The organism is Microvirga sp. P5_D2 (genome assembly GCF_054049475.1).
In genome coordinates this window covers 21510-35270 of record NZ_JBFUMH010000050.1, presented here as the reverse complement: position 1 = coordinate 35270, position 13761 = coordinate 21510, and the positions used below count along the sequence as shown (strand labels likewise).

Below are 13761 nucleotides of genomic sequence, written 5' to 3'. Positions count from 1 at the left end.
ATCGTGCTGCGCGCCGACGAACTGAATCCGCAACTCGCCGCGCGACTGCTCACGGCCTTCAGTTCATGGCGCATGATGGAGCCGACTCGGCGCGCTCACGCGAAGCAGGCTCTGCTGTCGATTGCGCAAAAGCCCAATCTTTCTCGCGATGTAGGAGACATCGTGAATCGTTCGCTCGAAGAGAGTGAGACGGCTTAAGAATCCAGCCCGAATGTCACCTGTCGCTGGAGGATTATCCAAGTAATCCCCAGCGCTGGGAGAGAATGAAAATTTTTTATTAACCTCATCGTTCACATAGCTAGACAAATCACCCGCCCGTGATTCTATTGTTGGTGATTCGGAGAGATGCGGCACGTCCTTCCGAATAAGGACAGTAGTGGTTCCGAAGGGAGCATCGCATGGCGGGGGCGGTGACCGCATGCGTACCCGCACGTGCGGGTACGATTCTAGGGGTAGCGCGTTCCGACGCGAACCCGGCCTATCGTAGGCTTGAGCAATATGAATCCCTGCTCAGGCTTGCTGTTCCGGCCGTACTCATTCTCTTTCTTGTGACGCTCGCAGGCAGCGCGTGGGTGCAGATCCGTGACGGTCGCAGGGACACCGTTCGCGACGCTATCCACGACATCGACATCATCGCCTCCCTCTCGGCTGCGAAGCTTGGCACCCACCATGCCCCGGCAGGCAGGACTCAGGCGGCCTCCCAGCTGAGCGCTCTTGCGAAGGACATGCCGGCGAGCGCCCTGTCGCAGAACCGCAGTCTTCTCCTGATCGATCAGGCCGGCGCCGTTCTTGCCGTCTATCCCGCGATTGAGGGCGCACCTCAGACTCTCAGCGAAGTGCTGGGCGATGCGCAGCCCCTCGCGCTGTTCGCGGACCGCGCCGGCGTCATGACCATTAAACTTAAGGACGGCAACGAGGGCATCGCGACCGTTCGCTCGCTCGCCGCCTCTTCCGGCCAAGTCGCCGTCATCCAGCCGCTGCCGCATGTGCTGGCAGGCTGGTGGACGCGCACCATCGGCCATGTCTCGCTGCTCGGCGCGACCATCGTCGTGCTGCTCGGCATCGGCATTGCCTACATGATGCAGTCGAACCGCGCCCGCGCCGCCGACGAGGTGTGCGAGAAGGTGCGCGACAGGATCGACTCCGCCCTCAATCGCGGCCGCTGCGGCCTGTGGGATTGGGACATCGGACGCGGACGCATCTATTGGTCCGACTCCATGTACGAGCTCCTCGGCTACGAGCGGCAGGACGAGTTCCTCTCCTTCGGCGAAGTCAACACCATGATCCATCCCGAGGATCAGGATCTCTACACGCTGGCCGAGCAGCTCGCCTCCGCCACCACCTCGCTCGTGGATTACGAGTTCCGCATCCGCAGCATCAGCGGCGATTGGGTGTGGCTGCGCGCCCGCGCCGAACTGATGAACGATCCCGACGACGCGGCGAGCCATCTTGTCGGCATCGCGGTGGACGTGACCGAGCAGCGCGGCCTTGAAGAGAAGACCGCCCGCGCCGACGCCCGCCTGCACGACGCGATCGAGGCGATCTCCGAGGCCTTCGTGCTCTGGGATGCCAACAACAACCTCGTGCTCTGCAACTCGAAATTCCAGAAGCTCCACGAGCTGCCGGCAGGCGCTGATCTTCAAGGCAAGTCCTACGCCGAAGTCATGGCGCTCGGCCGCCCGCCGGAAGTGCAGCACCAGTTTCTGCGCCGCGAGCAGCAGGATGTCGGCGCCCGCACCTTCGAAGCACGCCTTCAGGATGGCCGCTGGCTGCAGATCAACGAGCGCCGCACGAAGGACGGCGGCTACGTGTCGGTGGGTACGGACATTACGGCTCTCAAGCGCCACGAGCACCGCCTCGTCGAGTCCGAGAAGGAGCTCATCGCGACCGTTCTCGATCTCAAGCAGTCGCGCCAGAAGCTGGAAGCGCAGACGCACCAGCTCGCCGATCTCGCCGAGCGCTACCTCGATCAGAAGGCCCAGGCCGAGAGCGCGAACCGCGCCAAGTCAGAATTCCTGGCCAATATGAGCCATGAGCTGCGCACGCCGCTCAACGCCATCATCGGCTTCGCGGAAGTCATGCAGAGCGGCATCTTCGGCTCACTCGGCTCGGACAAGTACGAGGAATACTGCACCGATATCCGCTCCAGCGGCGAATATCTCCTGTCGGTGATCAACGACATTCTCGACATGTCGCGCATCGAGGCCGGACGTACCACGCTGACGAAGCTCCCGATCGAGGTTCACGCGTCGATCCAGCGCGCCCTGAAGCTAGTGAGCGAGCAGACCAAGGCCAAGAACCTCTCCGTCACAGTGGACGTTATCCCCGAGGACATCATCGTGCCCGCCGACGAGCGCGCGCTGCACCAGATCCTCGTCAACCTGCTCCAGAACGCCACGAAGTTCACGAGCGACGGCGGCTGCATCACGGTGCGTACCCGCCAGGCGGGCGATGCCATCAACATCTACGTGGAAGACAACGGCATCGGCATTCCCGATCACGCCCTCCACAAGCTGGGCCAGCCCTTCGAACAGGTCGAGACCGAGTTCTCGAAGAGCTACAAAGGCTCGGGCCTCGGCCTCGCCATCGCCCGCTCGCTGGCCGAACTCCATGGCGGCAGCCTCCGCATCAAGAGCCAGGAAGGCGTCGGCACCATCGTGCTCGTCCACCTTCCGCTCACGGAAGCCACCAACGCCGATATCGCGCTCGCCGATACGGCGGCCTGATCAACGAACGCGCCGGGCTCTTGCACCGGCGCTCTGCTTGTTTAACGAAGCACCCGCTCGAAGATTTCCCGCACCTGCTGACGCGTGGCGTTGAGATGGTTCAGCAGAACCTTAGCGTCCGGCAATCCGGCGACGACCGCCAGTCGCTTGAGGATCGCGGGTGGGACCGATGCGGGATCAAAGTCGCCCTCGATGGTCAGCCGCTGCCATTGGAAGATGGCGTTGAACAGGCGGTGCGCCTCGATCAAGGTGCGAGCATCGTCCTCGCCGATGAGACCCGCCTTGCTGGCTTCATGGAAAGTTGCTTCAGGCGCTGTCCCGATCAGGGTCAGATACTGAGCGCTGTGCGCGAGCACCAAGGCCTGTGCGATGAAATCGAGATCCGTCAGGCCACCCTTAGCGAGCTTGAGATCCCATGGATTGTCGTCGCCCTTTTCCTGCGCGATGAGGCCGCGCATGGAGCGAACTTCGGACGCGACGTGTTTCCACTCCCGCTTGGTGGCAACGATCTCCTTCACGGCCTCGTTCACGGGCTCCGCAATGCTTGGCTCGCCGACGAGCAGGCGCGCGCGGGTGAGCGCCATGTGCTCCCACAGATCGGCTTCGTTATGCTGGTACGCCACAAAGCCCTTGAACTGCGAGGCGACAGGGCCTTTTCCGCCTTGAGGGCGTAGCCGCAGGTCTACCTCGTAGAGGAGACCGCGCCGCGTGGGCACCGTGAGCGCCGCCACGAGGCGCTGCGTCAGACGTGTGTGATAGACCACGACGTCGAGAGGGCGCGCGCCTGTGCTCTCGCGCGTCTCCTCATCGAAGTCATAGAGGACGACGAGGTCGAGATCCGACCCTGCCGTGAGTTCGCGTGTGCCGAGACGACCGAGGCCGAGGATAGCGACCTGCGCGCCGGGAACGACGCCGTGGTCGGTCTCGAATTCCTTACGCACCTGTTCGTAGGACACGCGAAGAATGGCCGTTGCGATGGCAGCATAGGCCTCGCCCGCCTGTGCGGGTGAAATGATGTCGGAGAGAAGGCGAGCGCCGGTGATGAAGCGCATCTGCCGCGCCGCATCGCGGGCGCGGTCCAGGAACTCTTCGTAATTGGCGGGCGAACCGATGGACTGCCGGATCTGCTCTTCGATCAAATTCTCATCGACAAGCGGAACGCCGAAGGCGGGGTCGATGAGGACGTCGAGAACGTGGGGGGATTGCGCCACTGTGCTGGCAAGGCGTGGCGCGGTTCCGAGAAGATCGGCGAAGCGCAGACGTAAGTTATCGTGGGATTGGAGAATGGTGAGCAGCTCGACGGCGGCAGGCATGCGCCCGAAGGCGCGGTCGAGCGCATCGAGGGCGGCATCCGGATCCGCCGTGCCACCGAGCGCCGAGAGTAAGGCGGGGGTCAGTTCTGTGAGGACTTCGCGGGCGCGCGGGCTGGTGATGGCGGGGCGGCGTCCGAAATGCCAGCCGCGAACCGTCTCCGCGACCTTATGGGCATCTCGGAAGCCCATGCGCTGGAGCGTGGCCAGCGTTTCCGGATCATCCTCGGTTCCGGTGAAGACGAGGCTGCCGATATCGGAGGCAAGCTCGGGCCCTTCCTCGAACAGCAGCGCGTAATGGCCCTGCACGATCTTGGCCTGATCGGTGAGAGCCTTCGCGAAAGCCTTGAGATTGGGATAGCCGCAGAACTTGGCGAAGCGCTTGAGATCGTCTTTGTCCGAGGGCAAACGTTGGGTCTGCTCATCGGCCACCATTTGCAAGCGATGCTCGATGGTGCGCAGGAAGCGATAGGCGTCGGAGAGTTCGTCGCGGGCTTCAGAGGTGATCCAGCCCTCGTTATGGAGCGCCGCCAGCATGTCGAGGGTCCGCCTGCCCCGCAGGCCGGGACGGCGCCCGCCGAAGACGAGCTGCTGCGTCTGCACGAAGAACTCGATCTCGCGGATGCCGCCGCGGCCGAGCTTGATGTCGTGGCCTGCAACCGCGATCTGGTCGTGCCCGCGCACCGCATGGATCTGCCGCTTCATTGCATGCACATCGGCGATGGAGGCAAAGTCGAAATATTTGCGCCAGATGAAGGGGCGAAGCTCCTGCAGAAAGGCCTCGCCGAGGCCGATGTCACCCGCCACGGGACGCGCCTTGATGAAGGCGGCCCGCTCCCAGTTCTGGCCCAGCGTTTCGTAATAAACGTAGGCCGAAGCGAGAGACATTGCGGTCGGCGTGGAACCAGGATCGGGGCGCAGGCGGTAATCGACGCGGTGGACATAGCCATCGGCGGTCCGCTCCTGCAGCAGGCGCGCCAATTGCTGCGCGATGCGAGTGTAGACCGTGGCCGCCTCAGCCCCCTCTTTCAGGGCAGAGGTTTCCGAGTCGAAGAAGATGACGAGATCGATATCGCTGGAATAGTTGAGTTCTCCTGCCCCATGCTTGCCGAGAGCAAGGACTGTCACGCCCGATCCTTCGCCCGGCGCATCGGGATTGGGCAGATTGATCCGGCCGAGATCCGCCGTTTCGGTGAGAACGAGATTGAGACCACCGGACACCGAGGCATCGGCGAATTCCGACAAGGCACCCGTCACCTCCTCCACGCTCCACACTCCGCCTATATCGGCGAGGGCGACGAGAAGGGCATGGGTGCTGCGATTGCGACGGAACTCGCGGGCTGCGTCGTCCCGCGTCAGGCCACTGGAGCGCATCTCGCGGAACAGGTTGGCTTGGCTCTCGACGATGGCGCGGTGGCTCTGTTCGGGCTCCTCCAAGGCGAGCTTCGCCATGCGAGCCGGATCGTTCACGATCAATTGCCAGAGGAACGGAGAATGATCGGCCACCGAGTGGAGGATGTCATGGAGGAGACCACCCTCAAGATGGGGCAGCAATGCGGAGGCCTCCGGCTCGTCCTGGACGCGAGCGCGGAAATCCGCCAATTGGGCCTTTGCCCGCTTCAGGTCGGAAACGGGCGGCGCCTGGACGAGGCGGTTGAGGAGAGAGCGGGTCTGGTCCGTCACAGGCAATCCATCGGGTTCCGGCGTGAGGCCCCGAGTTTTCACGGCCTCGCGCGGGAGGCAACCGAAAACTGAGCCTCAGCTCTCCGACTTCCGGCTCAGGCCGCCGATTGCAGGGTAGTAGGTGGAGACTCCGCTTCCTTGAAAGGCAGGGCCAGGACCACTCTCAGGCCGGGGTCATTGTCCTCGAGCACCAATTGTCCGCCATGGAGCCCAGCCACGGCCGCCGCCAAGCTGAGGCCGAGGCCGAAGCCTGGACGCGAGCGCGCCGTCTCGAGGCGCACGAAACGCTCCAGAACGTGGCTTCGCTCCTCCTCCGGGATGCCGGGCCCCCGGTCGGCAACACAGATCCGAACCTCTTCACCAACCCGTTTGGCCGCGACCGTGATCGTGGGTGCGCGGCCATCCGTAATGACGCCATATTTCAGCGCGTTGTCGAGAAGATTGGCCATGGCCTGACCCAGCAGCTCGCGGTTGCCATGAACCGGCAATCCGCTTTCGATGGAGACCTCAAGGCTGACACCCGCCTCCTCGGCCAGGGCCTCATAAAGCTCCGCCACGTCGCGCACCGCCTCGGCCGCATCGAAATCCGCAAGCGCTTCGCGGGCATTGCCGGCTTCCATCCTGGCGATCATGAGAAGCGCATTGAAGATGCGGATCAGGTTGTCGCTTTCCTCGATGGTGGCCTCTAACGCCGCCTTCAGCTCATCGGGAGTCTTCGCCGTCCTCAAGGCTTCGTCGGCCTTGTTCCGCAGACGGGTCAGAGGCGTCTTGAGGTCGTGGGCGATGTTGTCGGAAACCTCGCGCATTCCGCGCATGAGTTCGCCGATCCGGTCGAGCATGGCATTGAGATTCTGCGCGAGACGATCAAGCTCGTCGCCGGTTCCCGCGATCTTCAATCGCCCGCCCAGATCACCCGCCATGATATCGCGGGTGATCTCGGTCATGTCATCCACGCGCTTCAGGACTCGCCGTGCGATGAACCAGCTTCCGAGGACCGCCAAGACACCGATAAAGAGAAGCGAATAGCCGAAAGCCCGATGGATGATCTCGCGCAGGCGGATCCGCTCCTCCACGTCGCGACCGACAAGGAGGCGGAAGCCACCGGGCAGCATGTAGACGCGCACAAGCGCCACACTGGGCCTCGTGTCGGTTTCGTCGGTGCGATTGTAGAGCGTTTCGAATTGTCCGACGCGGTCGATGACGCCGGGGGGCAGTGCTCCGATATTGCCGGCGACCCGCTCGCCGCTCGTGGTGGTGACGAGATAAAGGGAGGCGCCCGGAGCGCGGGAACGGCGCTCGACGATGTTGACGAGACGGCGCAAGCCTCCGTTTCGGTACTGCTCGGAGAGGCCGGCGATCTCGGCCTCGATGGTCGAGACGAATTGATCGGTCAGCAGCCGTTGCGCGCTCCAGGCCACGTAGCCGAGCGTCACGAAGGCGAACAGCGTGAAGACGAGCAGATAGGCGAAGGACAGCTTGAACGCGGTCGTCCGAAAAAGCTTGCCGAGGGCGTTCATGGAAACCCTCATTCCTCGCCCTCTACCGATCCCACGCGGACCATGTAGCCCGCGCCTCGGATCGTATGGATGAGCGGTTTGTCGAACCCCTTGTCGATCTTCGAGCGCAGCCGTGAAACATGCACGTCGATCACGTTGGTCTGGGGATCGAAGTGGTAGTCCCACACATGCTCGAGCAGCATGGTGCGCGTTACCACCTGATTGGCGTTCTTCATGAGATATTCGAGGAGCCTGAACTCGCGGGGCTGCAGCACGATCTCCTGGCCGGAGCGCGTTACGCGATGGGACAGGCGGTCGAGTTCGAGATCGGCGACGCGGTAAACGGTCGGCTCGGCGCTCGGTGTCGAAGCGCGGCGGCGCGAGAGGACCTCGACGCGGGCGAGAAGCTCGGAGAAGGCGTAAGGTTTAGGGAGATAATCGTCGCCGCCGGCGCGCAGGCCCTTCACGCGGTCATCGACCTGGCCCAGGGCGGAGAGGATCAGAACCGGCGTCTCGACTTTCTGCTCGCGCAGCGAGCGGATCAGGGACAGGCCGTCGAGCTTCGGCAGCATGCGGTCGACCACGAGCACGTCGTAATGCCCCTCCTCGGCCATGGCATAGCCATCGAGGCCATCGGCGGCGTGGTCCGCCACATAACCCGATTCACGAAATGCCTTCACGAGATAGGAGGCCGCCTCTCGGTCGTCCTCGATGATCAGAATCCGCATGGCTTTTCTTTAACGCATAAAATGCCCAACGGCAGGCCGGCCTTGGAGGGGTGGAAGGCCAACCTGCCGTGGGCAGAAGACACCAGGTGTCGGGGGCGATCAACACTTAAGCCTGGTGCCCTACACTTTTCGAAGGGTTAGACGCCCTTCGGCTGACTTGCGACCTCGAGGTTCACGGTCCGCTCCTTGCCTTCACGCCAGAGGGTGAGCGATAGGGACTTGCCGGGAGAGACCTGGGCCACCTTGCGGGACAGATCCTTCGCCTCGTTGATCGGCTGGCCGTCCACGGCGATGATCGTGTCGCCGGTCCGGACGCCGGCCTTGGCGGCGGGGCCGTCCTTTATGGCCTCGGCCACGAGGGCGCCCTTGGGCTCCTTGAGGCCGATCGCTTCCGCGATCTCCTTGGTCACCGGCTGCATCTGCACGCCGATGAAGCCGCGGGTCACCGCGCCCTTGTCCTTCAAGTCCGCTACGATCTGGTTGACCGTGCTCGCCGGGATGGCAAACGCAATACCCACATTGCCGCCGGACGGCGAGAAGATTGCCGTATTCACGCCCACGACTTCGCCGGAGAGGTTGAAGGTCGGGCCGCCGGAATTGCCCTTGTTCACCGAGGCGTCGATCTGGATGAAGTCATCGTAGGGACCTGCGCCGATGTCGCGGTGCTGGGCCGAGACGATGCCCGCCGTCACCGTACCGCCGAGACCGAAGGGGTTGCCGATGGCGACCACCCAGTCACCGATGCGGGCCTTCTGGCCAGCGAGGCGCACATAGGGGAAGTCATTGCCTTCGACCTTCAGCAGAGCAAGATCGGTCTTCGCATCGGTGCCGATGACCTTGGCGTCGAGCGTCTTGCCGTCATCCAGAGTGATCTGCACCTCGGAGGCGTTGTCGACCACGTGGTTGTTGGTCACGACATAGCCGTCAGCCGAGACGAAGAAGCCGGAGCCCAGGGCCTGGCCAAACTGGCGCGGGCGCTCTTGGCGTGGTCCACGGTCACTGCGGTCGCCACGATCGGGCATCTGGTCACGGAACTGGCGGAAGAAGCGCTCCATCGGGTGGCCCGGGGGCAGGTCCGGCATCGAGAACTGCTGGCCCTCGCCGTCATCGTCGCGGCTCGCTACGTTCTGAACCTTGACCTTCACGGCCACAACGGCGGGCTTCACGCGCTCGATCACGTCGGCGAACGAAGGCACGTTCTGGACCGGCTGCGACATGGAGCGCAGTTCGGCATGGGCGGCATTGGGAACGATCAGGCCGCTTTCGACGGCACCGCCGGCAAGCAGGGCGGCAACAGCCGCAGCGCCGAGCCATTTCACGGTGCGCTTGCGGACGGGAGTGGAAACCTTGTCCAACATGTCTTGTATCTCCTGGAGGAACCCTTGTGAGTTCGTCATGAGATCAAGATGGGGTACGCCGCCTTACGGTACCCTCACGCCAAGATGAAATGTTGGTAAGGTTGGGCGTCTTGGCGCCTAGTCTTCAACCTCATCGGAGCTAAAAATGAAAATCGACCGAAATGCAATTCTGGGGCGCATAGAAGTCATTGCCGACTGCCTTGAGCTTCCTGAACAAGACTTGAAAGCCATTGCTGAGGATGATGATCGCCTTATCGAGTTTGCTAAAGAGTATGGGCAAAGCCTCGATTGGTTGGTGATGGGCGATATTCGAGGCTACATCCGGGCAACCTTAATGGGGCGCTGAGTAAGGGATCGTGCGGCTTGCAAATTCTCGCAAGCTTCCGCCAATCCAGCCCCCAAAATAGGCATTCTAAAATGAACCTGGCAAGGTTGAGTTTAGAGAGCTGACTGGTCCCGCTTGAGCAGGGCTTCGAGCGCCTTCTGCTCCTCGTCGTTCAGGGCCCCCGCCGGCTGCGGGCGGCGTCTGAGGGCCATATAAGCGCCGAAAGCGCCCAGCACGAGGACCACGGCTGGGGTAAGCCAGAGCAGGATGGTCTGGGCCCGGAAGGTCGGCCTCAACAGCACGAATTCCCCATATCGCTGCACGAGATAATCCCGCACCTGCTGATCGTTGTCGCCTGCCACGAGCCGCTCGCGCACCAGAAGCCGGAGATCCTTGGCGAGCTGCGCGTCGGAATCGTCGATGGACTGGTTTTGACAGACGAGACAGCGCAGGCCCGCCGAGATGTCGCGGGCGCGCTTTTCCAGCGTCTGATCCTTCAGCACCTCGTCTGGTTGTACGGCCAGGGCCGTCCCGCCGATGAAGAGCGCCGCCAAGAATGCGAGAACGAAGCGCATGGCCTACTCCGCCGGAACCGCTGCCACGGGTGCCGTCTTCGCCCGCACGGGAGCGCCGATGCGCAGCCTGCGGTCGGTGAGTGAAATACCGCCGCCGAGAGCCATGACCACCGAACCGATCCAGATCAGCAGGACGAGCGGCTTGTAATAGAGCCTCACGCCGACCGCGCCATCCGGCTGCAATTCGCCGAGGCTTGCATAGATCTGGCCCAGGCCGACGGTCATGATACCGGCTTCCGTAGTCGGCATGCCGCGTGTCACGTAGAGGCGCTTCATGCTCTCGATCGTGCCGAGTTCCCGGCCGTCCCGGAAGATCGTCAGGACGCCCACATCCTCGCGGTAATTGGCTTCGACGCGCGGCACAAGACGCTCGAGCCGGGCTTCGTAATCACCAGCCTTGAGGCTTTCCCCGATCTTGAGCGAGCCCAGAGACTCGACGCCCCATGCTGTCGCAGCGATGCCGATGACCGTGAGGCCGACGCCCGCATGCGCGATCACGGTTCCCCAGGCCGAACGAGGAAGGCTACGTGCCTTGCGCCATGCGACGGAGAGCGGCGTGCCCTTCGACCAGGAGCGGGTCACGATTTCATTGAGCGAGCCCAGGACAAGATATGCACCAAGGCCGATGCCCAACGGAGCCGCGACCGGCCCGCCATGCTGAAAAGCGAGCAGCGCGACCGTGAGGAGAAGAGACACACCAAAGACCGTGTAAAGCCTTTGAGCCGTGCCGAGGAAGTTTCCGCGCTTCCAGGCCAGTGTCTGGCCGAGCGGCAGAAGCAGCAGAAGCGGAACGATCAACGGAATAAATGTGAAGTTGAAGAACGGGGCGCCGACGGAAATTTTCTCGCCCGTCACGACTTCCAGAGCTAGCGGATAGAGCGTGCCGATCAACACCGTCGCGCAGGCGGTCGCGAGGAAGAGGTTGTTCAGAACGAGAGCGCCTTCGCGCGAGACCGGGGCGAATAAGCCGCCCTGCTTGAGCATGGGTGCACGCCACGCGAACAGCGCCAGCGATCCACCGATGAATAAGATGAGAATGCCGAGAATGAACGTGCCGCGCTCAGGATCGACCGCGAAAGAGTGGACCGATGTGAGCACGCCCGAGCGAACGAGGAAGGTGCCGAGAAGCGAAAGCGAGAATGTGAGGATCGCCAGGAGGATCGTCCAGACCTTCAGCGCATCGCGCTTTTCCATGACGACCGTGGAATGCACCAGCGCCGTGCCGGCAAGCCACGGCATCAGCGATGCGTTTTCCACCGGGTCCCAGAACCACCATCCGCCCCAGCCGAGTTCGTAATAGGCCCAGTAGGAACCCATGGCGATGCCAAGAGTGAGAAAGGCCCAGGCGCCGAGCGTCCAGGGACGCACGATCCGCGCCCAGACCGCATCGATGCGGCCGTCGATCAACGCAGCGCAGGCGAAGGCGAAGGAGATAGAGAAGCCGACATAGCCGATATAGAGAAGCGGCGGATGGATCGCGAGGCCCGGGTCCTGCAGCAGCGGGTTCAGGTCCTGGCCTTCAATGGGTGCCGGGATGACGCGCGTGAACGGGTTCGACGTGGTGAGGATGAACAGCAGAAAGGCGATGGTGACCGCAGCCTGCACCGCGAGCGTGTTGGCCTGAAGCCGCATGGGAATGCTGTTCTTGGAAACAGCCACCACGGCGCCGAAGAGAGCGAGGATCAGAACCCACAGGAGCATCGAGCCCTCGTGGTTACCCCACACGCCGGAGATCTTGTAGATCATAGGCTTGGTCGAATGCGAGTTCTGAACCACGTTCAGCACGGAAAAGTCGGAGGTCACATAGGCGATCGTCAGCGCCAGGAAGGCGAAGGCGATGCAGCCGAAAACAGCGAGGCCCGTCACAGGCCCGACCGACATCAGCACGGGATCGTTGGCCCGCGCGCCCCACAGCGGTACGACGAACTGGATCAGGGATAACCCCAGCGCCAACGCAAGCGCAAAATGTCCGGCCTCGACCAACACGAGGGCTCTCCTTCTTACTGCGTCTTCGGCGAAGCGTTAGCCTCGCCCTGCCAGTGGCCCTGCTTCTTCAGGGTATCCGCCACTTCGCGCGGCATATAGTTCTCGTCATGCTTGGCGAGAACCGTATCGGCGCGAAACAGGGCCGGGCTTTCCAGCACGCCTTCGGCCACGATCCCCTGCCCTTCACGGAAGAGGTCCGGCAACAGGCCTGTGTACTGCACCTTGATCGCGCTCTGAGCGTCCATGACCTCGAACGAAATCCGCTGGTCACTGCCGCGCTGAACGCTGCCTTCCTTCACGAGACCGCCGAGGCGGATGCGTGTGCCGGGCTGGACGTTCTTGGCCTGGATGTCGGCAGGCGAGTTGAAGAACACGATGGTGTCGTTCATCGCGTAGAGAACAAGGCCAAGGGCAACGGCGAGAATGCATCCCGCGATGCCGATCAGGGTGAGACGTCTTTGCTTTCTGGTCATGGTTGGGCGTCAGTCAGTTTCAGTTCGCGCGCCATCGTATCGATTGTCTTCAATCCGGCATCGTCCTGCGCCAGAGCCTGCCGGGCACGCTCGGCCGCTTTCATGGCTTTGTCGCGCTGGCCGAGAACGGCATAAGACCTCATCAGGCGCGCCCATTCCTCGGCGGTTCCGCCCTGGCTCTCCAGACGGCTTGCGAGGCCGGAGACCATGCGGGCGATGTCCTCGGCGCCGATCTGCGATGCATCCGCAGACGCGACAGCCGGCACCGAGGCGCCGAGACGTTCGAGATGCTCACGAACGACTGGCACCCAGGGAGCATCGCTCGGCGATGTGAGAAGGAGCTGCGTGTAAGCCTCCTTCGCCTTGTCCGTCCGCCCATCCTGCTCGGCGGCGCGGGCGAGATAATAACGCGCCTTGGACGATCCGGCATTCAGCTTCATGACCTGTTCGAACACGCCCTGAGCCTCGGCGGACACGACGCCGTCCTTGGCGAGCACCATGGCTTCACCGTAATTGGCGAGGCGATCCGCATCGGGGCCGAGATAGCGCAAAGCGGATTCATAAGCCTTCACCGCCTCTTCCCTGCGACCAAGGCGGATATAGACCGGCGCCACAACTTCCCAACCACGCCCGTCCTGCGGGTTCTGGGACAGATGCGTCTCGATCTGGGCAATAGCGGCCATGAGGTCGAGCCTGTCACCCTGCTGCGGCTGGGCCTGGACCTGCGGCGGATGAGTGAGCAAATGCGGCGAGCCATAGGCGCCATAGATGGCAAGCGCCAGGATCGGGATCATGGAGAGGGCCAGCGTCGAAGCGGCACGGCGGCGCCGCAGGGCCGGTTCGCCCAAGGCGGCGAAGGGATCGCCCGTCATGCCGGTCGTGCGCAGCAACCTGCGGCCGGCTTCCGCCTTCGCGGCCTCGGCCTCGGCTGGAAGCAGCACGCCGCGCTCACGGTCGCGCTCGATCTCCATGAGCTGGTCGCGATAAAACTGTGTATCGGGATCGATCTGGCGTGCGATGGCGCGATGGCGCGACAGCGGCCAAAGCACCGCCATCACGGCCGCAGCCGTCATCAGCACGAGAATGATCCAGATCACCATA

The 13761-nt window shown here is 63.1% G+C and carries 11 protein-coding genes; 3 read left to right on the top strand and 8 right to left on the bottom strand.

The window, feature by feature from the left end; translation table 11 throughout:
* Both ACXJKO_RS14805 and ACXJKO_RS14800 read left to right on the top strand, forming a co-directional pair.
* Positions 1-198: aminopeptidase N C-terminal domain-containing protein (locus ACXJKO_RS14805; protein ID WP_457091852.1), on the top strand; the 198-nt coding region annotated here is incomplete at its 5' end.
* Between the two features lie 200 nt (positions 199-398).
* The gene (locus ACXJKO_RS14800; protein WP_457091851.1) at positions 399-2726 is read left to right on the top strand and encodes a PAS domain-containing sensor histidine kinase; all 2328 of its coding nucleotides are present in this window, start codon (positions 399-401) and stop codon (positions 2724-2726) included.
* Between the two features lie 41 nt (positions 2727-2767).
* Here the strand turns inward: ACXJKO_RS14800 and ACXJKO_RS14795 are convergent, their stop codons facing one another.
* The 4 genes from ACXJKO_RS14795 to ACXJKO_RS14780 form a co-directional block, all read right to left on the bottom strand.
* Positions 2768-5719, bottom strand: coding sequence for a bifunctional [glutamine synthetase] adenylyltransferase/[glutamine synthetase]-adenylyl-L-tyrosine phosphorylase (locus ACXJKO_RS14795; protein WP_457091853.1), 2952 nt, complete (start codon positions 5717-5719; stop codon positions 2768-2770).
* Positions 5720-5814: 95 nt separating this feature from the next.
* Positions 5815-7236: a HAMP domain-containing sensor histidine kinase gene (locus tag ACXJKO_RS14790; protein ID WP_457091850.1), complete on the bottom strand. Its 1422-nt coding sequence runs from the start codon at positions 7234-7236 to the stop codon at positions 5815-5817.
* 8 nt (positions 7237-7244) lie between these two features.
* Positions 7245-7943, bottom strand: a complete 699-nt coding sequence (locus tag ACXJKO_RS14785) for a winged helix-turn-helix domain-containing protein (protein ID WP_457091849.1) — start codon at positions 7941-7943, stop codon at positions 7245-7247.
* Between the two features lie 137 nt (positions 7944-8080).
* Positions 8081-9301 (bottom strand): S1C family serine protease, encoded by a 1221-nt coding sequence (locus ACXJKO_RS14780; RefSeq protein WP_457091848.1) that lies wholly within the window; start codon positions 9299-9301, stop codon positions 8081-8083.
* A 145-nt stretch (positions 9302-9446) separates the two neighbouring features.
* Between ACXJKO_RS14780 and ACXJKO_RS14775 the strand changes: the two genes are divergently transcribed.
* Positions 9447-9647, top strand: a complete 201-nt coding sequence (locus ACXJKO_RS14775) for a hypothetical protein (protein WP_457091847.1) — start codon at positions 9447-9449, stop codon at positions 9645-9647.
* A 92-nt stretch (positions 9648-9739) separates the two neighbouring features.
* On the opposite strand, the gene ACXJKO_RS14770 is transcribed toward ACXJKO_RS14775, so the two are convergent.
* Genes ACXJKO_RS14770 through ccmI form a run of 4 tightly spaced genes read right to left on the bottom strand, consistent with a single transcriptional unit; the run spans position 9740 to position 13760 of the window.
* Entirely contained in the window at positions 9740-10201 is a 462-nt protein-coding gene (locus tag ACXJKO_RS14770; protein WP_457091846.1) for a cytochrome c-type biogenesis protein, read from the bottom strand.
* 3 nt (positions 10202-10204) lie between these two features.
* On the bottom strand, positions 10205-12187 hold the full coding sequence (locus ACXJKO_RS14765; RefSeq protein ID WP_457091845.1) for a heme lyase CcmF/NrfE family subunit: 1983 nt from the start codon (positions 12185-12187) through the stop codon (positions 10205-10207).
* 14 nt (positions 12188-12201) lie between these two features.
* Positions 12202-12660 (bottom strand): cytochrome c maturation protein CcmE, encoded by a 459-nt coding sequence (gene ccmE / locus ACXJKO_RS14760; protein WP_457091844.1) that lies wholly within the window; start codon positions 12658-12660, stop codon positions 12202-12204.
* The gene (gene ccmI, locus ACXJKO_RS14755; protein ID WP_457091843.1) at positions 12657-13760 is read right to left on the bottom strand and encodes a c-type cytochrome biogenesis protein CcmI; all 1104 of its coding nucleotides are present in this window, start codon (positions 13758-13760) and stop codon (positions 12657-12659) included. The genes ccmE and ccmI overlap by 4 nt, the downstream gene beginning before the upstream one ends.
* Position 13761: the final 1 nt, after the last annotated feature.

Coding starts and splice junctions, on each gene's coding strand:
- ACXJKO_RS14800 (WP_457091851.1), top strand. CDS start 399: ATGGCGGGGGCGGTGACCGCATGCGTACCCGCACGTGCGGGTACGATT.
- ACXJKO_RS14790 (WP_457091850.1), bottom strand. CDS start 7,236: ATGAACGCCCTCGGCAAGCTTTTTCGGACGACCGCGTTCAAGCTGTCC.
- ACXJKO_RS14785 (WP_457091849.1), bottom strand. CDS start 7,943: ATGCGGATTCTGATCATCGAGGACGACCGAGAGGCGGCCTCCTATCTC.
- ACXJKO_RS14780 (WP_457091848.1), bottom strand. CDS start 9,301: ATGTTGGACAAGGTTTCCACTCCCGTCCGCAAGCGCACCGTGAAATGG.
- ACXJKO_RS14775 (WP_457091847.1), top strand. CDS start 9,447: ATGAAAATCGACCGAAATGCAATTCTGGGGCGCATAGAAGTCATTGCC.
- ACXJKO_RS14770 (WP_457091846.1), bottom strand. CDS start 10,201: ATGCGCTTCGTTCTCGCATTCTTGGCGGCGCTCTTCATCGGCGGGACG.
- ccmE (WP_457091844.1), bottom strand. CDS start 12,660: ATGACCAGAAAGCAAAGACGTCTCACCCTGATCGGCATCGCGGGATGC.
- ccmI (WP_457091843.1), bottom strand. CDS start 13,760: ATGGTGATCTGGATCATTCTCGTGCTGATGACGGCTGCGGCCGTGATG.